Annotated in this window: 21 protein-coding genes; 8 read left to right on the top strand and 13 right to left on the bottom strand. The window is 50.6% G+C overall.

Going from position 1 to position 22599, the window contains the following annotated elements:
- Nucleotides 1-40: 40 nt before the first annotated feature.
- The 6 genes from METH5_RS0103395 to METH5_RS0103420 all read left to right on the top strand — a co-directional run bounded on the left by METH5_RS0103395 (nt 41) and on the right by METH5_RS0103420 (nt 4834).
- The gene (locus METH5_RS0103395) at nt 41-682 is read left to right on the top strand and encodes a YchE family NAAT transporter (RefSeq protein ID WP_029147187.1); all 642 of its coding nucleotides are present in this window, start codon (nt 41-43) and stop codon (nt 680-682) included.
- A gap of 154 nt (nt 683-836) precedes the next feature.
- Nucleotides 837-1268 (top strand): NUDIX hydrolase, encoded by a 432-nt coding sequence (locus METH5_RS0103400; protein ID WP_029147188.1) that lies wholly within the window; start codon nt 837-839, stop codon nt 1266-1268.
- Nucleotides 1265-2359 (top strand): tRNA 2-thiouridine(34) synthase MnmA, encoded by a 1095-nt coding sequence (mnmA, locus tag METH5_RS0103405; RefSeq protein WP_029147189.1) that lies wholly within the window; start codon nt 1265-1267, stop codon nt 2357-2359. The genes METH5_RS0103400 and mnmA overlap by 4 nt, the downstream gene beginning before the upstream one ends.
- An 80-nt stretch (nt 2360-2439) precedes the next feature.
- On the top strand, nt 2440-2769 hold the full coding sequence (locus METH5_RS0103410; protein WP_029147190.1) for a hypothetical protein: 330 nt from the start codon (nt 2440-2442) through the stop codon (nt 2767-2769).
- A gap of 320 nt (nt 2770-3089) precedes the next feature.
- Nucleotides 3090-3902, top strand: a complete 813-nt coding sequence (locus METH5_RS0103415) for a PEP-CTERM sorting domain-containing protein (RefSeq protein WP_232410926.1) — start codon at nt 3090-3092, stop codon at nt 3900-3902.
- Complete coding sequence (locus METH5_RS0103420) at nt 3899-4834, top strand: PEP-CTERM sorting domain-containing protein (RefSeq protein WP_029147192.1); 936 nt, start codon at nt 3899-3901, stop codon at nt 4832-4834. Before METH5_RS0103415 ends, METH5_RS0103420 begins: the two co-directional genes overlap by 4 nt.
- 87 nt (nt 4835-4921) lie before the next feature.
- Here METH5_RS0103420 and METH5_RS0103425 read toward each other — a convergent pair whose 3' ends face one another.
- The 4 genes from METH5_RS0103425 to METH5_RS0103440 all read right to left on the bottom strand — a co-directional run bounded on the left by METH5_RS0103425 (nt 4922) and on the right by METH5_RS0103440 (nt 9239).
- Nucleotides 4922-7273 carry a TonB-dependent receptor domain-containing protein gene (locus METH5_RS0103425; protein WP_232410927.1) on the bottom strand — a complete coding sequence of 784 codons (2352 nt, stop codon included), beginning with the start codon at nt 7271-7273 and terminating at the stop codon, nt 4922-4924.
- A gap of 78 nt (nt 7274-7351) precedes the next feature.
- Nucleotides 7352-8008 (bottom strand): PEP-CTERM sorting domain-containing protein, encoded by a 657-nt coding sequence (locus METH5_RS0103430; protein WP_029147194.1) that lies wholly within the window; start codon nt 8006-8008, stop codon nt 7352-7354.
- Nucleotides 8009-8165: 157 nt separating this feature from the next.
- Complete coding sequence (locus METH5_RS0103435; protein ID WP_029147195.1) at nt 8166-8354, bottom strand: hypothetical protein; 189 nt, start codon at nt 8352-8354, stop codon at nt 8166-8168.
- Between the two features lie 261 nt (nt 8355-8615).
- Nucleotides 8616-9239, bottom strand: a complete 624-nt coding sequence (locus tag METH5_RS0103440) for a glutathione S-transferase family protein (RefSeq protein WP_029147196.1) — start codon at nt 9237-9239, stop codon at nt 8616-8618.
- Between the two features lie 177 nt (nt 9240-9416).
- Here METH5_RS0103440 and nadC point away from each other — a divergent pair, with 177 nt between their 5' ends.
- Nucleotides 9417-10289, top strand: coding sequence for a carboxylating nicotinate-nucleotide diphosphorylase (nadC, locus tag METH5_RS0103445; RefSeq protein ID WP_029147197.1), 873 nt, complete (start codon nt 9417-9419; stop codon nt 10287-10289).
- Nucleotides 10290-11134: 845 nt separating this feature from the next.
- The gene (locus tag METH5_RS0103455; RefSeq protein ID WP_051412990.1) at nt 11135-12925 is read left to right on the top strand and encodes a GspE/PulE family protein; all 1791 of its coding nucleotides are present in this window, start codon (nt 11135-11137) and stop codon (nt 12923-12925) included.
- Between the two features lie 27 nt (nt 12926-12952).
- Here the strand turns inward: METH5_RS0103455 and METH5_RS0103460 are convergent, their stop codons facing one another.
- The 9 genes from METH5_RS0103460 to METH5_RS0103500 all read right to left on the bottom strand — a co-directional run bounded on the left by METH5_RS0103460 (nt 12953) and on the right by METH5_RS0103500 (nt 22581).
- Complete coding sequence (locus METH5_RS0103460) at nt 12953-14179, bottom strand: ABC transporter permease (protein WP_029147199.1); 1227 nt, start codon at nt 14177-14179, stop codon at nt 12953-12955.
- A 36-nt stretch (nt 14180-14215) separates the two neighbouring features.
- Nucleotides 14216-14920 (bottom strand): ABC transporter ATP-binding protein, encoded by a 705-nt coding sequence (locus METH5_RS0103465; protein WP_029147200.1) that lies wholly within the window; start codon nt 14918-14920, stop codon nt 14216-14218.
- A gap of 15 nt (nt 14921-14935) precedes the next feature.
- Nucleotides 14936-16171, bottom strand: a complete 1236-nt coding sequence (locus METH5_RS0103470) for an efflux RND transporter periplasmic adaptor subunit (protein ID WP_029147201.1) — start codon at nt 16169-16171, stop codon at nt 14936-14938.
- 14 nt (nt 16172-16185) lie between these two features.
- Complete coding sequence (locus tag METH5_RS0103475) at nt 16186-17613, bottom strand: TolC family protein (RefSeq protein ID WP_198290674.1); 1428 nt, start codon at nt 17611-17613, stop codon at nt 16186-16188.
- A gap of 196 nt (nt 17614-17809) precedes the next feature.
- A complete protein-coding gene (locus METH5_RS0103480) occupies nt 17810-18337 on the bottom strand; it encodes a cytochrome b/b6 domain-containing protein (protein WP_029147203.1) in 528 nt (175 codons plus the stop codon).
- Between the two features lie 18 nt (nt 18338-18355).
- Nucleotides 18356-18634, bottom strand: coding sequence for a PepSY domain-containing protein (locus tag METH5_RS0103485; RefSeq protein ID WP_029147204.1), 279 nt, complete (start codon nt 18632-18634; stop codon nt 18356-18358).
- 16 nt (nt 18635-18650) lie between these two features.
- Nucleotides 18651-19694 (bottom strand): alpha-hydroxy acid oxidase, encoded by a 1044-nt coding sequence (locus METH5_RS0103490; protein ID WP_029147205.1) that lies wholly within the window; start codon nt 19692-19694, stop codon nt 18651-18653.
- A 5-nt stretch (nt 19695-19699) separates the two neighbouring features.
- Nucleotides 19700-20380: a Fe2+-dependent dioxygenase gene (locus METH5_RS0103495; RefSeq protein WP_029147206.1), complete on the bottom strand. Its 681-nt coding sequence runs from the start codon at nt 20378-20380 to the stop codon at nt 19700-19702.
- A gap of 8 nt (nt 20381-20388) precedes the next feature.
- Nucleotides 20389-22581 carry a TonB-dependent receptor domain-containing protein gene (locus tag METH5_RS0103500; RefSeq protein WP_029147207.1) on the bottom strand — a complete coding sequence of 731 codons (2193 nt, stop codon included), beginning with the start codon at nt 22579-22581 and terminating at the stop codon, nt 20389-20391.
- Nucleotides 22582-22599 lie beyond the last annotated feature (18 nt).

A 22599-nucleotide genomic window follows, 5' to 3' on the forward strand; every position in this document is an offset into this window, starting at 1 on the left:
TTTCAGGCAAGCTGCAAGCACGTTAACGTTCCTATCGGCCATGACTGAATACGCTTATCTGCTCAAAGTGGCGATCGCCTTAATCGCCATCGTCAACCCCATCGGTTGCCTGCCTATTTTTATCAGCGCCACCAGCGGCTGGAGCAAATCAGAACGCGCCAAAACTGCACGTACAGTCGCCATGACGGTGATGATTGTACTGTGTGTCTCAGCCTTTATCGGCGACCTGATTCTCGACTTTTTTGGCATTACCATTCCGTCATTCCAGGTCGGCGGTGGCATTCTGCTGCTGCTAATTTCGATCTCCATGATGCATGGCAAGCAAGGCGGCACGCGCCAAACCGCCGAAGAGGCGCAGGATATGGCCGAGCGCGAAGTGATTGCGATTGTGCCGCTCAGCATCCCCTTACTGGCTGGGCCAGGTGCGATTTCCAGCATGATACTCACTGCGCAGCAACACCCGGGATTCTGGGGCCATTTAAGTCTGATTATCCCGGTGGCAATGATTGCGTTATTTATTTGGGGCTTGTTACAACTCGCCGACGGCATTACGCACTATCTAGGAAAAATCGGCATCAATATCGTCACACGGCTGATGGGCCTGATTTTAGCTGCCATGTCGGTCGAGTTTATTGCGCATGGGTTGGTCGGACTATTTCCACAGCTTGCTGGCGCCTCATAGCGTAGCACTTGCGTACAAGCAAGACCGTTAAATTAACCCTCCCCCAATCAACCACTTAGCGGTAAAATAGCGCTTTTAACGAAACCTGCGCATCTTGAATTCCTCCGTTTCAAATCCATCTAAATCCTCCCAGCAGTGGAAGCCCAACGTCACTGTGGCGGCTATCATTGAGCAGGATGGCAAGTTTTTGCTGGTTGAAGAAACCACAGACCGCGGCAACCGCTTTAACCAGCCTGCCGGGCATCTGGAAGAAAATGAGACGATTATTGCAGCCGCGATTCGCGAAACACTGGAAGAAACCGCTTACGATTTCACGCCAGAGGCGCTGGTGGGCATTTATCACTGGCAGCATCCATTAAACGGTATCACCTATTTGCGCTTTGCTTTTACCGGCAAGCTGGGCACGCATTACCCAGAGCAGGCATTGGATGATGGCATCATTCGTACGCTATGGAAAACCGAAGCCGAGATTGCTGCAGAGGGTGAGCTGATGCGCAGCCCGCAAGTATTGTTGTGTGTGCAGGACTACCTCGCAGGCAAGCGTTATTCTTTAGACATTTTGAAGCATTTAGGCCAAGCACTATGAGTAAGCCACATGTGATCGTCGGGTTGTCCGGCGGTGTTGATTCTTCTGTTACTGCCTTGCTGTTAAAGCAACAAGGGTATCAGGTCACCGGTTTGTTTATGAAAAACTGGGAAGACGATGATAATGATGAATACTGTTCTTCGCGCCAGGACTTAATCGACGCCGTTTCTGCTGCCGATAGAATTGGCATCGACATCGAAACCGTGAATTTTAGCGCTGAGTATAAAGAGCGAGTGTTCGCTAACTTCTTGCAGGAGTATCAGGCTGGCCGCACGCCTAACCCGGATATTTTGTGCAATGCCGAGATCAAGTTTAAAGCGTTTTTGGACCATGCCATGGGCATGGGTGCAGACTTAATCGCCACCGGCCATTATGCGCAAGTACGTGAAAACCCGATTCAACCTGGCAACTTTCAACTGCTCAAAGCCGATGACGGCAGCAAAGACCAGAGCTACTTTTTGTCACGCCTGAACCAGGCACAATTGTCAAAAACATTGTTTCCGCTGGGCAAGCATTTAAAGCGTGAAGTGCGTGAAATTGCACGTGAGCATGGCCTTGCCAATGCTGAGAAAAAGGATTCCACCGGCATTTGCTTTATCGGCGAGCGCCCGTTCCAGGAGTTTTTGCAACGCTATCTGCCACGTCACCCTGGCGTGATGCGCACGCCGGAAGGCAAAGTGGTGGGTGAACACGAAGGCCTGATGTATTACACCATTGGTCAGCGCCAAGGGCTTAAAATTGGTGGCAGCCGCGAGAGTAATGGCGAGCCTTGGTTTGTTGCGGCCAAGCATATGGCTGATAACGAGCTAATTGTGGTGCAAGGGCACGACCACCCGTTACTGCAAAGCGATGGTTTAACAGCGGGCCAACTACACTGGATTAGCGGTGAAGAGCCTCAAACCAACTGGGTCTATGCCGCCAAAACCCGTTATCGCCAACCAGACGCGCCGTGTGAAGTCGATGCCGTGAATGCCGAAGAAGCAACCATACGCTTTGGGCAACATCAGTGGGCAATCACACCCGGGCAAAGCGTGGTGGTGTATGAAAGCAATGTCTGCCTGGGCGGCGGCATTATTACCGGTGCCATTTAATCCACTTGCAAGGCATGGTTATTGCTTCTGCTTGCATAATATAATCATAATCAACACCAAGTGACGAGGAATGACACCTGATGGCCTACGTATTAAAAAATCAAGAAGGTGCAATTATTGCAACAAGCCCAGACACGCAAGTGGCCGCGGACTGGGTTGAAATTGATAATGCAGATACTGAATACCTGTGTTTTCTGGATGATGAACTGAAAAAGCACCACACCTTTCGTGAAAGCGATATTCAGCTGGCACGCGTGCTGGAGGACTTAATCAGTATTTTGATCGATCGCAGCCTGATCAGTTTTACCGACTTTCCTAGCCCGGCACAAAAACGCTTGAACGAACGCCAAACCTTGCGTCATAAAAACAACCTTCAGCTGCTGGCTGATGATGACATGCCGCCACTATAATACAGTGCGCAGAAATCTCCGCTTAAGGTAAATGATTTCTGCGTGTCACACGCTTTACCCTCTGCCCCACTCCCACCACCTTTAGCTTCACCTCACTAATATGTGCTGGCTAGCCCTAGCCACAAGCAAAAGTGCTCACTCACTTAGCTTGCTGCTTTAACCATCAAGCCCAGTTTTACACGTAATGGCGTTGGCCATGAAGACAACGACAACCCTAATGCTTGAAGCTTCAACTTAAGATGAAATTGACAATCATTCTCATTATCAATTAGCATATAAACTCCCAAACAATTAATAAAAAGAGGAGAGGTTCATATGACATGCGCAAGCAGCGTCTTAATCACACGGGCATACAGATTGACTACCCAGCAAACCGAGGTGGCGCCATGACACCTTTGTTTAAAAGAGTAAGAAATATCACACTCTTGGCATGCCTGTTTTCAAACGCGGCGTGGGCTGGTTACTACCCCATGTATGCCAGTTGGGACCAACCCAATGGCCCAGGCTCAGACATCACGCTGACGTACAGCTTTAGCAACCTGTTTGATGGCGACGTGGTCGATGCTAACGGACATCCATTCTCGGTAGACATTATGCGCAGCGCTTTTGAGCAAGCCTTTACCGACTACGCCACAGTGCTGCCGATACACTTTATAGAAGTTGCCGACGCTGGTCCGCTACCGGAAACCGGCGAATATGACCCCACAGGCCTGGCAGATATTCGTATTGGTGTGGTGCCATTTATAGACGATGCCAACGCCTATGCTTACTTTCCGCAAGATACTGCAACCAGCGGTCTGGCAGGCGATGTGGTATTTAACGGTGAGCGCTTTGGGCTAGGCTGGTCGCCCATATTTTTCTACGCGGTCGCGCAACACGAACTAGGGCATTCACTGGGCATGGGGCACTACATCAACGATGACGCCCCCACCGAGACAACGTTTGCCAACGCTGCCTACAACGGCCCGATTTTACCCTTGAACAGCCTGACGATCTCCGCCCTGCAAGCGGTCTATGGCGCAGGCACGGGGTCTGTGACTCCACTGTCTGCCGTGCCGGAACCTGGCAGCAGCGCATTATGGCTCGCAGGCTTATCCCTGCTCTTTTTTAGCAGAGAAAGAAAATACAAATGAAGCGATTACATCATGCATTAGTGCTAGCTGGTCTGATGCTCACGCAGCCAGCACAAGCATTAACCATTGAGTTTGACTACACCTATGACACCAAAGGTTTTTTTACCGACTTGCTAACAGGTGCGCCCATCATTGAACGCCGTGCAATACTCACACAGGCAGCTTCATTTTATAGTGGATTCACCGACAGCCTCAGCGCCATTACGCCACAAACTGGCGATCAGTGGTCGGTACAAATCACCCACCCCAGCTTGGGCGGCGGCGCCATCACTCTTAACAACCTCGACATTGCTGCAGACACCTTGCGCATTTATGTTGGCGGCTCAAACTCGGCCCCAGGCGTACTCGGTTTTGCTGATAGCGGATACAACCTCATCGCCAGCGGCTCAGAGGCATTTACTGATGCAGTCGCCACCCGTGGGCAGGAGAATGCCATTGGGGCTAGCGCGACTGACTATGGCGTTTGGGGCGGCATGATCTGGTTTAACGCCAACAACAGCTGGCACTTTGGCAGCGATGCGGCAGGCCTGATGCCAGGAACACCAGACTTTCTAACCACGGCCACGCATGAGATCGGCCATATCCTTGGTTTTGGCTCGGCAGACTCCTGGTGGGCACAGACTGACAATGGCTACTTCACTGGCACAAATTCCGTCACGGCTTATGGTGATGCCATTCCACTGGATCGCTTTGGCGCGCATTGGGCCACTGGCACCATGAGTACGGTCGAAGGTGTGCCACAAGCCACCATGATGGACCCCAGCACACCGGCAGGTAACCGTGAGCTACCCACACTGCTAGACTACGCAGCCTTTGCAGACATCGGCTGGCAAGTGACGGCAACTGCCGTGCCTGAGCCAGAAACCTACGCCCTACTCATGGCGGGGCTCATGCTGGTTGCACGTGCATCCCGCCGCAAACAGGTTGCCTAAACCACAGCTTGAATGTAAAAACGCCCCGCTTAACAACGGGGCGTTTTTTATGCTCAAAAGAAAAGCTAGTGAGCGGTGCCGGGCGTATTAATAAGTTAACTCCACCAAAAACTTTACGTTTCTGCCGGGCCCGTAGATACCAATGCCGCCCATAGAACCATCAAGACGATAGATCTCATTTTTAAGGTTCTCACCAATTAAACGCAACGTGAGCTGCTCATTCACTTTAAAGCGCGCCCCCGCATTCCATAGCTCAAATGCATCCTGCACACCAAACTGATAAGGGCTATTGTTCGTACCATCCCCACTCAGCAGAATATTTCTTTCCGACACTTTACGGTAGGTCAGATTAACATCCAGGTTCTTAGTCAGTTCGGCGCCAAGGTTAACATTCAATGCATTGCCTGGCGCAGTATATAAAGGCGCATAAGTTAAGCCGGTGAACATCTCGCCTCTTAATCTCGAATAACCCGTGCGTAAATACAATCCGTGATATTGCATAAAACTTTCCACCTCTACACCGTTGCGGCGCTCCCAGCCATTTTGGGTGATATTGCCATCCGTATCTCCTCGCAGCGAGATCAACAGATGTGAAGTATAGGTATGGTAAAAGTTAAGCTTTCCAGAAAACCAGACATCGGTATTCAGTAGATGTGGCGTTTGATAGCTCACCCCGGCTTCTGTCGTTTCGGATCGTTGCGGCTGGTACAAGTCACCGCAAATGAACGATGCAGGTCCATTGACAGGCATCAACCCACTACGGCAGCGGCTAAAAGCGCCTTGAGTAAAGTACTCATCAATCAACGGCGGACGAAAACCCTGGCCATAGTTGCTATAAAAGGTCAGCTTGTCCGGGTTAGTTTTAGCAAAAGCATCATAAGCCAGCCCCAAGCTCCAGGTCTCTTCTTTAAATCTGATCGTGCTTTTCTGATCATACGGCTCCAGTAAATCAAGTGTCCCACCAGCAGCCTCTACTTTATAACGGTCTTGCCGATAGCCAGGAGTAACTGTGAATTGGCCGATCTCCAGCTTTGGCTGAACATACATTGCCTCAAACGACTTGCGCCCGGGCGGTGCTGAGGCATTGAATCCATTGGGATATAAGGATTGCATGAACGTATTGAGGTTATCATAAAACCTTGAAATTTCCCGTTCACTCGAGTTGTATTGATAACCCGCCAGCAATGAAGCGGTCAATGAATCCGACTCAAAAAGCACTGCGCGGTTACTAATATCTACCGTCTTGGTCCTATACTCGTAAGTATCATTCAGATTACCGCGACAAGTCGTTGTATCAGCAGGATTCGAGGTATTAACAACTCCATTACACTGAGATTGCCGCGGATTAAATGTAGAACCAAACGAAGGCCCCTGCCCGATTAAATCATGCAGATTCGTATGTCCGGCACCTACTGTCGCTTTTAAATTAATCAACGGACTTTCTGGGTCATAATTCACGGTTTCAGACCAGGTCAGGTCGTCTACCGTGCGAATCACGTTACCAAAAAAACCAGGCTGGCCACCGGTCGCATCATATGGCTGCAAACCAGTATCATCGAATTTGACGATAGAGGTGACTAATTGCAGGTCTTCAGTGGGAAACAAACTTACCTTAAGCAAATGCGAAACGGATTCAATGGCCGAGCTATCCAGCTTGGTGCCATCTCCCAAAGTCATGTTATTCGCCTGGCGATTGGAGTAGTTATACAAAATATCCACCCGCTCATCTGGCCGCGCGTACAACATGTAAGAGCGCGAATATTCATCACTGTTATTACCATAGCCAAACTTAACTTTGCCGCCATATTTCTGGCCGGGCTTCAAAAAGTCTTCTGCATTTTTCGTGGTGGCATTAATGGTGCCACCTAATGAACCTGAACCACTGGTGATTTGCGGGCCACGCTGCACCTCAATACTTTTCAATAACTCTGGTTCAATAAATGTGCCGCCCATGCGGTACTTTTCAAACCCTTTAGGTACGCCATCCACTTTCACCATGACATCTTCATTGTCGCCGTAACCGCGAATATTGAATGTCATGCCGCTAGGTCGTGGACCACCAGAAATAGACACACCAGGCACAGATCGCACCGCATCAAAAATATTGCTGGGCTGGGCACGTTGCAGTTGCTCACTGGTGATGGTGGTAATCGGCAACGTCCTATTGATACCCGTCTCAGGTTCTTTTACTTTAGTATCTGTCACCGACACTTCAGGCAAGGTATCTACCTGCTCAGAATCGGCTTTTTTCTGCGGCTTGCTTGCTTGGGCAGGCACTTCTTCACTCACAGTCTCTGCAACCATTTGCTCATCTGCCTGTGCCAGCAAACTCCATGAAGCCATGGCTAGCCAATACACAATAACGATGATACCGACAGGTCGGCGCGATAAATCAGGCTTTTTAAAACGTTGTTGCCAGGAGTGGTCAGAGCTTGCCATAAGGGAGCACTTTTATTCTAGGGTTGGATAGAAACAAAGGGGCCGAACGCCCCTTTGTAGTCGCCGCACTAATTAAAATTAGGCGTTGTTTTTAGCAGAACGACGTGCAGCGAAAGCCATCAAGCCCAGGCCCAATGCCATCATGCTGTAAGCTTCTGGTTCTGGTACTGGTGTCACTGTTGGTACAGAAACAGCAGCCAGTGCCAATTGATCCAGGCTCATGCTTGATGAAGTAGAGTTGAATTTAAAGGTATACAGGCTGGCTGCGCTAACGCTGGTCCATTTCCAGAACAGCTCTTGCTCAGCAGTGGCGCCGCCCATGACAGTGCCTTGATCTTCATTGAATTGCAGCACAGAAGTGGCAGAAACACCGTTCAATGTCGCAGTCGCGCTGGCCAATGTGCCCAGCGTACCAATACGCAGGTAAACATCAAACAAACCACTGGTTGCACCGCTCAATGTTGCTGTGAAAGAAGTTGCGCCAGAAAAACTGTAAATATTGCCGCCGCCAGTAATGAAAGAACCACCTGATGTTTCTTTTACGGAAGCCGTGGTGCCAGCAGTCAAAGCAACTTCTGGTGATGTATCGGTCGTGCCGTTAAAAAGATTCCACTCAGCGTAGCTGGTTGGTGTCGCTGTGCCCCATGGGGTAGCTGAATCCCATACCGCTTGTGTTGCAAAAGCAGAGCTGCTAAATGCCATGCCCAAAGTAAGTGCTAATACTGAAACTTTCATGATTTTAAATCTCCTCAACAAGCGCTTGTTCCCCTTCCTCTCGAAGGCCATTGCGCTACCTCTAAAATAAGTCTCACGGACCCACACCGTTGAGTATTTCAATCTCCATGCTGGATACGCATGGTTGTAAAACTGAAATTGAGAGAATAAATGAAGCTTATTTTTCTATCGCAGCGTCAAAGTCAACCACAAAGCGGTATTGTTTGCCGCAATCAATAATGACTTCTTTTTGTCCGCGCTTTAGCAAACGAATATCGACCTTGATGCTGCCAAAACCATCATGCGCAATCAGCTCATCCAGTAAGTCGAGCAATCTTTTTTTAACGGGCATATTTATCGCTTGCATAGAGTTTATTCATCATTGCTTTGTTTATTTTTTAAATGATAACAATTATCATTTAGTTTTTCAATAAAAAATCAGTAAAAACAACAGGGTAAAGAAATATTTACACTTGGAAAAAAAAGATAACAAGAAATGTAAGATGCACGATGCCCGCCCCAGACAATGATTGGCGGGGAAAAACGCAGTAAAAGCAGGAGAGAATTAGAGAGGAAACAACATCAGGCCGACGCAGAAATGTTTATCTGCGCCGGCAAAGCCTAACAGCTATGGCTGCGGCATGGTTTGTTTAAAACTGGGGCGTTTAACCAGTACGCCATAGTGTTTGGCCAGGTTGGGAAACTTTTCTTGCCAGTATTTACCTTCCCATTGGATATTCTTAAAGCGTAAGTCCAGATAGCCCAGCGCCGTGCCCAAGGCAATATCTGCCAAACTAAAGGTTTCGTTCACACACCACTTCTTTTTGAGCAGGTCATCATCCAGCGCAGTCAGCCCGGCAGTCACTTTGGCAAACTGTTTTTCAATCCAGGCGGCAGACTGTTGCGCGTCTGGCTTGCGCTGTTCCAGCATGGCAGCCACCGCCGCATCACACACGCCATCTGCCAGGGCTTCCCAGCGGCGCACTTTAATTTTGGCTGAATGATCTTGCGGAATCAGGTGTGCGACCGGCGTACGGTGATCCAGATACTCGACAATCACGCGCGAGTCATACAGGGCATCGCCATCGTCGAGCACCAGCACAGGCACCTTACCTAAAGGGTTATGTTGGCTGACCGGGCAATCCGGGGCTGACAACACCACCTCGGTTAACGTCAGATCAACATGTTTTTCGATGGCCACAATACGCACCTTGCGTGCGTAGGGACTGTTTACCGTATATAAAAGCTGCATAGTGTGATGTGAGCCAGAAGATTGAGACTTTTACCCGAAAAAAATACCCCATGACGAAAAGCTAATGACTAAAAATCGCTGATCTTATCGCTTGTTTTGGGGCGCTTTTATTATAATAGCTTTTGGCATGGGCTTAGAATGGTCACATGCATATTTTTTAACCTTGCTGGCAACCAAATGCGCACATTCCCGCTTTACCAACACTTACCCGACTATTTGACGCCAGCCATCATCGCTGAACAGGTCACCGCTGCGCTCACAGAAGACATGGGCAATGGCGACCTGACTGCGGCCCTGATTCCGGCAGGCACACAAGCCACCGCCACTATCATTAGCCGCGAACAAGCTGTAATTTGTGGTTGTGGCTGGCTAGAGCAATGCTTTACTCAGCTAGACCCAGCGATACAGTTAACATGGCTAGTCAACGATGGCGACCGCGTGCAGCCTGACCAAGCACTAGTCAAGATTCAAGGCGATGCGCGTGCCATGCTGAGCGCTGAGCGCCCGGCGCTTAACTTTCTGCAAACACTCTCTGCAGTGGCGACGCATACGCGCCGCTATGTCGATGCGATTGCTGGATTACCCGCACAGATTCTTGACACCCGTAAAACCCTGCCAGGGCTGCGTTTAGCGCAAAAATACGCCGTACTCACCGGTGGAGGCGCCAACCAGAGACTCGCCTTATACGACGGCATATTAATCAAAGAAAACCATATCGCCGCAGCAGGCTCTATCGCTGCCGTACTTGCGGCCGCATTCGCCTTAAAGCAGACTAATAATATCCAGATTGAAGTGGAAAACCTGGATGAACTACAGCAAGCATTAGCGGCTGGCGCGACCAGTATTTTGCTGGATAACTTTGCGCTGGCAGACCTGCGTAAAGCTGTGACGATTAACCAGAAGCGCGCTTTACTTGAAGCCTCAGGCAATGTGGATTTAACGACGGTACGGGCAATTGCCGAAACTGGGGTGGATAGAATTTCGATTGGGGCACTGACTAAGAATATTCAGGCGGTGGATTTGAGTATGCGGATTCAGATGAAATTGTAGATGATTGGGAAAGTAATTCTTTGGCGAGTAGTTTCACATTAGCTGATTATTACAGAGTTCTTTCGCCTTGTTGGCGAGTTACTTTTTTTGCTTGCCCCAAAAAAGTAACCAAAAAGAGGGCACCCAGCCATCACGGCCTTCGGCTCCCTTGCGTTGCTCAACAAAGTGGGCGTCCATCGAAACTCGCCCTAGCGGCTTGCAAAAAGCGCAAGCCGCCGCGGAACTCGAACAGCCGATGGCCGAAAACTCCCACTTCGTCTCCGCTACTCAGCGTGATGGGATGGGATTTATCTCACTTAAGTAGCCGCGCCTCAATTTGGACGGTTTAAAAACAAGATTCATTTGTTTAAACCCATCGAGTGATGGCAGTCGCATGGTGTTCGGGGTCCCCATCTGCCGCGCCGAGCAACGCAGGATTGGCGGGAGTTGTCGGCCATCGGCTGTCCGAATCCCGCAGTAGCTCACGCTTTGTGTGAGCTACCAGGTTGAGTTTCGATAGCCGCCCGGCAAGCCGAGTAGCGCAAGGAACAAGCGGAAGCTGGGGTGCACTTTCTTTTGGTTACTTGTTCTTTGTGCAAGCAAAGAAAAGTAACTCGCTAAAAAAGCGAAAAACAACACAACAAACAACCACAAACGCGTGGCCATCAATGCTTTCCCTACGACGACCAATCTAAAAAATAACTTTTTATTGCAATCCCGCCACGCCTTGATACCAGCCGACGCCAGAATGACGAAAACATCAGCGCAGTATAGGCACTTAAATCACAAGAGAAAGTGACCATTTCTGCCACTTTTCCATGGCATGATTTTTGCACCATATGCTGGTACTCCTGCCCAAATATGACATGAATAGTCCAATCCCATTTTCACTGCCTAAAACCATAGAAAGCCTGCGTCTGGGCGATTTATTGCGTATGCTGGTTTCAGATGGCCGCATCGAAAAAGCATGGGCAGAAAAATTGCATCAGGATCGCAAGCGCGATAGCTCCAAGATCCACCCGGTGGTGATTGTGGCCGAACAAAAATGGCCCGACCAGCGCCAGCCATCACAATTGCTGACGATTGACAGCCTGAGCCGCTATGTAGCGGACAAGGCCGACGTTCCTTACTTTTTAATTGATCCGCTCAAGCTAGATTTTAGCGCCGCCGCCCAAATCATGTCGCAAGCCTATGCTGAGCGTTTGCGCATTATGCCGATTACGGTCAAAGACGGGATTGCGACAATTGCGACGGCTGACCCATTCCACCAGGAATGGCTGCACGATCTGGAGCGGCTGCTCAAGCTGCGAATACAAGTGGTGATGGTGAATCCGCTGGATTTACAGCGTTACTTGCCTGAGGTTTACCAGCTATCTGCCGCGATTCAATCGGCCAATGCGGCCAAAGCCGGGCAAATTGTTGGCGTACAAAACTTTGAACAATTGATCGAGCTGGGCAAAGACCGTCAGCTCGACGCCAATGAGCAGCACGTGGTGAATATTGTCGACTGGCTGTTTAAATATGCGTTTGAGCAACGTGCCAGTGATATTCATCTGGAACCACGCCGCAATATGGGGCTGATGCGTTTTCGTATTGATGGTGTGCTGCACCAGGTTTATCAGCTGCCTAGCAACATTATGAACGCAATTACCAGCCGCATTAAGTTGCTGGGCCGGATGGACATGGTGGAAAAACGCCGCCCGCAAGATGGTCGTGTCAAAACGGTGAGTGCTGACGGTAAAGAAATTGAGCTGCGTTTATCCACCATGCCGACCGCCTTTGGCGAAAAGCTGGTGATGCGAATTTTTAAACCGGATATTCTGGTGCAGGACTTTCAACTGCTAGGGTTCTCGAAACGCCAGAGCGAGCAATGGGCGCAATGGACGCACCAACCGAATGGCATTATTTTAGTGACCGGCCCAACTGGCTCGGGCAAAACCACCACGCTGTACACCACACTTAAACAACTGGCAACCAGCGAGGTGAATGTGTGCACGGTGGAAGACCCGATTGAGATGATAGAACCGGCGTTTAACCAGATGCAGGTGACGCAGAATATCGGCCTGGGCTTTGCCGAAGGCATACGCACCCTGATGCGGCAAGACCCGGACATTATCATGGTGGGCGAAATTCGCGACCAGGAAACCGCCGACATGGCGATTCAGGCAGCGCTGACTGGCCACTTGGTGCTCTCTACGCTGCATACCAACGATGCACCGTCGGCTGTGACACGTTTACTGGATTTAGGCGTGCCTGCCTACCTGATTCACTCCAGCCTGCTTGGTATTATGGCGCAACGCCTGGTGCGCACACTATGCTCGCATTGCAAAACCGAGGCAGAGATTTCAGACCAGGAATGGGCCAGTGTGACGCGCCCATTTAAAGCAAAAAAACCAGCCAAAGTGATGAAAGCGGTAGGCTGCCAGGAGTGCCGTCAAACGGGCTATCGCGGCCGCACCGGCATTTATGAAATGCTGACGCTGACCCCCGCGCTACGTAAACTAATTACGCCAGAAACTGATTTATTGCAGTTGAAACAAGCCACCACCCAAGCGGGCATGCAACCACTGATGCTGAATGGCGCAGAAAAAGTGGCCGCTGGCCTGACCACGGTAGAAGAAGTACTCAAAGTAGCGCCGCCGATTGAAATAGACTAGCGGCCAACGACTTACTTGGGCGCACGCTTATTGATAACGTAGCGCTTCTATCGGGTTTAAACGTGCGGCCTTTCTGGCGGGATAAAAACCGAAAAAGACACCGATACTGGCAGCGACACTAAATGCAATCAATACAGACGCGCTTGAAACAATCACTTCTGCCTGCGTAAACATACTCACCAGCACCGCGCCAGTCACACCTATCACGATGCCGATCAGGCACCCGACGATAGAGATCATGATGGCTTCGAGCAAAAACTGCATCAAAATATCCTGCTCGCGCGCGCCGATCGCCATGCGAATGCCGATTTCGCGTGTACGCTCGGTCACCGATACCAGCATGATATTCATAATGCCAATGCCACCCACCAGCAATGAGACTGAAGCAATCGCCCCTAGCAGTAGCGACATCGTGCGCGCAGTTTCTGCCGCCGAGTTAGCAATTGCCGTCAGGTTACGCACCGAAAAGTCACTGTCTGCGCCCTCGCGAATATTATGCCGCTGATTGAGCAGACTATTGAGCGCTTCTTCTACCATAGTCATGGCGTTATCTGACTCTGCTTGCACCATGATTTGCCGCACGGTGCCTGGTAACTGGTTACCAAACAGTTTGCGCTGGGCGGTGGTCAGCGGCACCACAATGGTGTCATCCTGATCGCGCCCATCCAGCGTTTGCCCTTTGCTATCGAGCACACCCAGCACAACAAAAGGACGCTGGTTAATGCGTATGGTTTTACCAATAGGATCAACATCCTCTTCACCAAACAGGTTTTGTACTACCGTTTTACCGAGTAAGGCAACGCGCGTGGCAGAGCGTGTATCCGAGGCAGAAAACGGGTAGCCCGCAGACAAGCCCCAGCCACGGATATCCATGTAATCTGCGGTAGTGCCAATCACATCGGTATTCCAGTTATTGCTGGCATAAACAACCTGCCCTTTGCCCATGGTGACGGGGGCGACGCCGACCACTCCGTACAGTTCGCTGATGGCATTGGCATCGCGCACATTCAGTGAGGGCGCATTGCCGGTTGCCGTACGCGCGCCGCCCATTCTGGGTGGGCCGGAAAGCACGACAAACAAATGACTGCCCATGGCACTGATAGAGCGCTTGACTGAGGCTTCTGCGCCTTGGCCGATGGCCATCATCAGCACCACTGCACTCACGCCTATCACCATGCCCAGCATGGTTAAAAAGGTGCGCAAGCGGTTGGCGCCCATGGCATGCCAGGCCTCCCCCAGCATGGCGCTAAACATGGCGGCTCCTTGAGATCACAAAACTAGCAGGCATCGTCATACACCAGCCTCGTGTAACTGCCTGCTGTCCTGCACAATGCGCCCATCCAAAAAACGCACCTGTCGCTTGGCATGCTCGGCAATATCGGTTTCATGCGTCACCAGCACAATAGTGATGCCTTCCTGATTGAGACCATCAAAAATAGCCATAATTTCTTCACTGGTAGTGCTGTCCAGGTTGCCAGTAGGTTCATCGGCTAAAATCAGCCGCGGCTGGTTCACCAGCGCACGTGCAATCGCCACCCGCTGTTGCTGGCCACCAGAAATCTGGTTGGGGTGAGAGTGCATATGCTTGCTCAACCCGACCTTTTCCAGCAACACGCTAGCCCGTGCATGACGCTCGGCTTTACTAACACCTGCATACACCAGCGGCAACGCCACGTTATCCAGTAAGCTGGCGCGCGCCAGCAAGTTAAACCCCTGAAACACAAAGCCTATAGTCTGGTTACGCACTTTTGCCACTTGATCCACCGTCATGGTGGCGACCGCATAGCCATCGAGCACATAACTGCCTGCGCTTGGCATATCCAGGCAACCCAATATATTCATAAAGGTCGACTTACCAGAGCCGGAGGGCCCCATGATGGCGACATAATCACCGGGCAACACCTGCAAATTGACTTCCTTTAATACCGGAAAGTCGCCTGCGGCGGTCTGATAAGCCTTGTAAAGATGACTCACCTCAATGACTGACTTTTGCATGGCGCTCTACCCAGCCTAGAACATTCTGGGGCCACGTGGGCCATTATTATTGCCCTGGCCTTTGTTGGGCGCATTATCGGCTTGCAACTCGCTGACAATCACTTTATCTCCGGCCACCAAACCCTCACCAGACACTGCCGTTGAGCGGCCATCGGTGATGCCGGTGTGTACACGCACCATGACAGGTTGACCAGCTCTTAACACATAAATCTTGCCCATAGTGCTGCTGGCAGAGGCACCCCGCCCTTCGCCTTTTGCGCCATGTTTGCGCCCACCGCGTTTGCCCTCACCACCAGCGTCTTGCGATGAAGCCGGGTTCGCAGAAGCACTCAACTTTGGTTTATAGCGTAAAGCGGCATTCGGCACCAGCAAGGCGTGTCGCGCACGGTCGACAATAATATTCACGTAGGCCGTCATGCCCGGCAGCAAGGTTAAATCCTGGTTATTCACCGATACCACCACGTTATAGGTCACCACATTAGAGGTGTTGGTCGAGTTCAGGCGCAGCTGTTTCACCACGCCCTCAAAACTGCGGTCGGGGAAGGCATCCACATTAAAATTGACCTTTTGCCCCTCTTTAATTTTGCCAATATCCGCTTCGGCAAAACTGGTATCAATCTGCATATTGGCCAGGTCTTGCGCAATCTGAATCAGCGTTGGCGTCTGAAAACTGGCGGCCACGGTCTGGCCGACATCCACCACCCGATTGACCACCACGCCAGACACTGGCGAGCGGATAATACTCAGGTTGAGATTGGTCACATCGCGCGCCAGCAAGCCACGCGCAGTCTCCAGTTGCGCCCTGGCCGACTTCAACACTTGCACCGCAGTATCCAGCTCCTGCTTGGAAACATACTCCTGCGCATAGAGTTGGCGCATACGCTTTTCATTGGCAATGGCGAGCTCCACCGCCGCTTCGTTATTTCTAACACTGCCTTGTGACTGCGCAATTTGCGCATTAAACAACCGGCTATCGAGCTCTAGCAGTATCTGGTCTTGCTTAACCACGTCATTAAAGTCGACATACATTTTTCGCACAATGCCTGACACTTGCGTACCAACACTGATCAGGCTAACCGGATTGAGTGTGCCGTTGGCAGACACCGTTTGCTCAACATGCCCCTGCGTCACTTCATCCAGCCGATACAGGTCTTCTGGTTTGGGTTGATGGCTCTGTTTGTAATACCAATAGCCTGCCGCGGCTATCGCAACCAACAGCAACAACACCAGTATTTTTTTGATGCGCTTCATAAATGTGTGTCCGTTTATTGACCCGGTGCTTTCGCACCGGGTAACGATTGAATCATGGCATGGTCGAGCACGCCAATCGCCTGCGCCAAAGTCGCGCGCGTGATATTCGCATTAAGCCCGGCCTGTATATTTTGCTGGCGGGCCGTCGCCAGTGCGCTTTGTGCATTAAGCGTATCAATGATATTGCCCACGCCTGCCGTATACCGGCCAAAAGCCACCCGATAAGACTGTTCTGCACTTTCGAGCAAGGTTTTACTGGCAGTCACCGATTGCAATGCAGTACGCAGGTTTTGATAGGCGCTCCACACATCCAGTGAAATTTGCAAACGCAATCGGTCACGTTGAGCGAGCCGCAAGTCAGCCGTCGCCTCGGCTGCACGAATCCGGTAAGTAGGCGCATAGCCTGCAAATAAAGGAATAGAAACGGTGACGCCCAAGGTAGTGGCACTGTTGGCTGCATATTGCGAGCCATCTTGCAGGTTGTTGGCAAGGCCTACATTAATAGTTGGTTTACTGGCTGCTTTGCTGGCGGCGATACTGGCCTCGGCCGCACGCACTTGTGCCTCACTGGCCAGTAAATCCGGCCTGCGTTGCCCGGCTTGCTCAATCAGCGTAGCCACATCGTCTAAAATACCAGGCGGCACATCGTTGGTGCTGCTGGCTAAAATAACACTGCGGTTGGCTGGCCAGCCCATCAAGTTGACCAAGTTACCATAAGCCACCCTGAGGGCGCCCTCAATCGTAATGCGTTGCAGCGTCAGCTGGGCAAATGCGGTTTGCGCCTGCAATTTGTCTGCAGGGGTTGCCACGCCGGCCTGATAGCGCGCATTGGCCGCTTTAAAACTCTCTTCTGCCGCGCGCTCGGCCTGTTGGGCAGCGGTGAGCGCCGCCATATTGGCTTGCACCTGGTAATAAGCAACAATGGTATTGAGCAACACCGTTTGCACCGTGCTGCTTTGCGTCGCTCCTGCTGCCAGCAATAACTGGCGCGCACTCTCTACATTGGCTTTGCGGTTGCCAAAGTCGTATAACAAATAACTCGCGACCAGGCTGTTAGAAAGATTCAGGTTGGGATTTCCACGCGTGGCAGACTCGGGATTCAACACGCCCATATTGCTGGAAACGCTATTGGTGACACTGGGTAAATAAGCAGATTTAGCCACGCCTAATTGCGCCGCCTGCACGCGGGCACTGGCCCAAACTTCGCTGGTTTGCGGGTTATGGCATAAGCTGATCTCAGCCACATCCGCCAGTGTTAACGCTTGCTGCCAGTTCACCTCTGCGCAACCAGCGCCCGTGCCCCAATACTCACCCGGGATTTTGGGCAAGGTTTGTACTTGCGTGTCTAACGGATCACCATCGTTGTAAAACAGTGACTCCTGCGCTTGCACCTGGGCACAAGCAACAGACAACAGCATGATTAACCAACACAATGTGCGCATGCTATTTCACACTTAACGCACAAAACAGCACAGCAAAACAATCGTCATAAAACGTCACTTAGGTAAGCAGATGCGCCATCTTAAATGAACAATGGCCGCGACTAAAGAGAGTGATACATTTTGATACTTTTGCACGGGGCAAAAGTCATGCAGAATTTGACGATGAATGGCACGTGCATAGCCGCATGCACCCGCTTCAATTTGATTTGCTTTTAAGGCGCGCAACCCGCCCATGTATCATTTGTGATAACAAATTCTGGCCAGACAGCCGCGACACCAGTATCACCGCCAACACATGCACAACGATCACGCCGAACAAGGCCAGACTAAATGCAGCATGTAGTGCTACTGGCCAATCCTCACCCCAAAACGCATCGGTGCGACAGAGCCAGCCGGTCAGCGCAAGCGCTGCGATGAGTAGCCAAATCAGGTAAACCGACCACTGCCCTAGCGGATTATGGCCCCGATGTGGAGCAATACTGCCCTGCCGCATCTCAGCCATATGCGTGCGCATCGCTTGCCAACCAGGTAGATAAAAACGCGCACTGCTGACTTGCGTCAGGCAGCCAAACACAATGCGTGTACCAACAATCGCCAGCACGCTATAGCCAACCGTACGATGTAGCCAGTCGGTTTCATACCAAACATAACTCATGAGCCACAAACCAATCACGCCCGCCGCGACCAGCCAGTGGCTCAACCTTACCCACCAAGGCCACAGCATGTCAGCCCCTGCGTGCATTTAGTCTTTCAAACCAATGGCTTTAACGATAGCCAGCGTTTTCATATCAAAATAAATTTCGACCTTTTTACCTTCTTTGCTACGGCCATAAATCTCGTAACAATTACCGTCTACTTTAAACTTTTTAATGGTATAGCCTTCGGCTTCCATTGCTTCTTTGAGCGTTTCTTCCGAGGCCCACTCTTCTTTAGGATAAGACTTGCAATCGGCCGCAGCCACCGCAACGTGAGAGCCCAACAGGCCAACGGCCAATAAGATTGAAAAACCAATTCTTTTCATGTTTACTTCCTTTATGTTACACATACAATTTGACCTGACGCATCTCTGCCAGGCTAGACACGCCGGTGAGTGCCATGGTCATTTCCAGTTCATCACGCAAGGTGCGGATGACTTTAGCCACCCCCATTGCGCCTTCAGCGGCCAGTCCCCACACATAAGGGCGGCCGATACACACGGCATCCGCGCCCATGGCCAATGCTTTAAATACATCCTGACCCGAGCGAATACCACTATCAACCAAAATCTTACATTGCCCAGCCACGGCAGCCACCATCTCCGGCAACACCGCAGCCACGGTTGGCGTGCCATCTAGCACACGCCCGCCATGATTAGAGACGACAATGCCGTCGCAACCCAATGCCACAACACGCCTGGCATCATCCTCATGCATCAGGCCTTTAATCAGCAATGGGATAGTCACTTGTTGCCGCAACCAGGCCACATCCTCCCAGGTTGGTGCCTGCGTCATCCAGCCATCAAATACCTGACTTTGCCCGGCCTGCAACGCCTGCATAGCCAGTGGCTGGGCTAAATTCACAGCCGAAATACCCTTGGGCAAATCAATCAACGCCTGCTTCACTGGCGCATCCACCGTAAACACAATTGCACTCACACCCGCCGCCAACGCTTTGCGTAACAAGACCTCTGTGCGCGCTCTGTCGCCTTGCCAGTAAAGCTGAAACCACAATGGCTGTTGTGCCTGCTTCACGATCTCGTTGACCGACTGGCTGGCGAGACTGCTCACCATCATCTGCCCTTGCTGGGCATTACAGGCCACCGCTGTGCCAATTTCACCATCGGCATGAAACAATCGTTGATATGCCACTGGTGCCAGCATAATCGGGTGCGCCCACTGCTCAGCAAACATCGTGCATTGAGTATTGGGGTGGTGTAAGGCAGTCAACGGGCGTGGGATAAGCTTTTTTATCTGCCAACCCGCTTCGTTAGATTGCAATTGCGCGCCGCAACCTGCATCGGACTGCAAATAATGCCAGATATCGACAGGCAATTTGGCTTGCGCTTGCTGCGCCAAATACGGTAACAACGGCAGGGCTTGCATGTGTATTACAGCGCCCACTGACGCAACAGATTATGATAAATACCGGTGAGCTGCACTACCTCGGCAGTTTCACCATGCTGCTGGCGCAGCCTGACCAAGGCCATATCCATATCAAACAGCATGCGTCTATGCGCGGCATCGCGCACCATGCTCTGGATAAACATAAAACTGGCCAAGCGTTCGCCACGTGTGACTGGTGTCACGGCATGCACCGAGCTGGAAGGGTAAATGACAATTGAGCCAGCTTTAAGCTTGATACGCTGGTCGCCGAACACGTCCTGCACCACCAGCTCACCGCCTTCGTACTCGTCAGGGTCATTCAAAAACAATGTGGCCGATACATCTGCCCGCACCCGTGCACTGCCATCCGGCATGCTGCGCATGGCGCTATCCACATGAAAGCCGTAATGGTTGGTGTCGCCCACGTAGCGATTCACAAACGGCGGCAGAATTTTATCTGGCAGCGCTGCAGAAAAAAATAAAGGATCGCGATGCAATGCCTGCAACACGATCCTGCGAATTTGTGCCAGCAACGGGTCCTGTTCGGCCAGTTGCTGGTTATTTTTAACTTGTGCTGCCTGTGTGCCGGCTGTTGTGCGTCCATCCACCCATTGTGCTTTTTTTAACAAAGCACGAATGGATTTCAGTTCATCATCAAGCAAAACACCCGGCAAACTTAACAGCAAATTAACTCCTAGAACTTATACTCGGTAGTGATGATGGCCTGGCGACGGTTACCCGGCGTTGTGAATCCACCATTATCATAAACCGCATCATAATACGTTTTATCCATCAAGTTTTTAATATTCAAACGTACAGCCCACTTAGGTTGTTCGTAAGCAGCCATCAAGTCAACACGCACATAGCCTGGTGCAACGTTCGGTTTAAATTGTCCGTTAACGAATGGGTTGTTTGCAGCGACGGCAGTGACGGTTGGATTATAGCCATAACGTTCAGCTTTGGCTTCAAAGCCGCCACCAATTTTCCAACCATTGCTCCAATCATAAGTTGTCCAAAGGTTAGCAGTGGTGCGCGGCGTATTTCTTGCATTTTCCCCAGCTAATCTTGCATCTGGCGGTACTGTAGGCAGGCCAGTGTTAGCGTTAATATTTTCTGCAACGTTGATAATATACGCATCCATGAAAGCCAAGCCAGCAAACATATCCCAGTGCTCAGTCACTTTACCAGTCAGCTCAAACTCAACCCCATTAGTACGGCGACGCTTGCTCAGAATCGGGTTATTACCAAAGGCGGCCAAGTCAGTATTTCGCTCCCAATCTTTAGTGGTAGTAAACACTGCTGTTCTAAAGGCTAAGTCGCCATCCATAAATAACCATTTTGCGCCAACCTCTAACGTACGACTACGTTCTGGAGGTTGCTTCACCGTCGTTAGTTGGTAAAGGTCGGCTGTCGGGCTAAACGAGTTGCTATACGTAATGTAATAGTGCTCATCTGCATTCGGCTGCCATGACAATCCACTGCGATAACTGTTTTGACCATAATCAAGATGTGGCGCTCTCGCAGCAGTGTAGTCCGCTTTCATTTCATCGCGGCGCATCCCGGCTAGGACAGTCCAATGAGGAATAAATTCGATACTATCTTGCAGATAGACGGCATAGTTATCTGCATTAAATTTTGCAAACTGAGTATTTGCCGGGGTTATCGGTGTTTCTACACCAGCCGTGTAAATAGGTGCAGCTGTAGTACCTTGGTTGAACAATGAGTTACGATAAGATTTCTCATGCAAATATTCAGCGCCAGCCAACGCGGAGTGCTTCATTCCCGCCAAGTCAAATTTGGTACTAAAGTCTGATTGCAAATTATCAGTTTCGTAATGCATCGTACGTGTTTGGTTACCGCCCACGCCTGCTGTTGCTGTAGGAACAGCAGCTGCGTTTGGCGTTTTTGCCCAATAAGCGCGCTCATAATCAGCATGTCTTAATTGCGTTCTGAGCTGTGTATCATCAGAAAACTTATGTGTAAAAATACCTGTCGTGATGCGTGTATCACTGTCATCAAAGTTTTTGTTACTACCATAAAAGGTATTGTCATCAATCTTACCAGTCGCGACGGTAGTATTAATTGGGCGTTTATTGAGGAAAGAAATACCAAAATCAGGTACATCACGTGTCTGAATATAAACGTGATTTAAAAAGAATTCGTTTTCAGTCCCGATGCCTGCACCAAAGCTAACAGCGATGCCGGAGCGATCCGTTTCAGGATGATCGCCATTGGCAGAGTTCTTACGATAACTTTCTTCGTGTCTGTCCATGACATTCACGCGAATTGCCGCCGTGTCAGTCAGCTTCTTATTAAAGTCGCCCGTCACTTGATGGTAATCATAGTTACCCAGGCTGCCTGTGACAGTATTCTTGTCCTTCAACTCAGCCATTTTTGTGACTTGGTTAATCACACCACCAGCTTGTCCGCGACCAAATAACATGGCAGCTGAACCGCGCAATACATCAACCTGCTCCAGGTTAAATGTTTCTCGATAATATTGCGCTGTATCACGCATGTTATCCAAATAGATATCGCCGAAGGTATAAAAACCACGCAAGTTAAAGTTATCGCCACCGCGACCACCTTCAGCCGCGTTAACAGACAAACCAACCACGTTACGCAATGCTTCACGCAATGATCCAATCTGCTGATCATGCAGTAGCTCTTTGGTTAATGTCGTCACGGCTTGTGGCACATCTTGTGGATCCTGGTAGGTTTTACCTACACGGGTTTTTGTCGCTTGATAGCCTTTGTTCGGCGCATCTTGAACACGTTTTGATTTAACATTCACTTCTGGCAGTGTTTGGCTTTGGTCATTGCCTTCAGCATATGCCATTTGCCCACCCAGGCTAAGCAAGCTCACCATCACGGCGATTGGCCGCATGCGTAGCGCATTATTTTT

This window comes from Methylophilus sp. 5 (assembly GCF_000515275.1).
In the GTDB taxonomy this organism is placed as follows: domain Bacteria; phylum Pseudomonadota; class Gammaproteobacteria; order Burkholderiales; family Methylophilaceae; genus Methylophilus.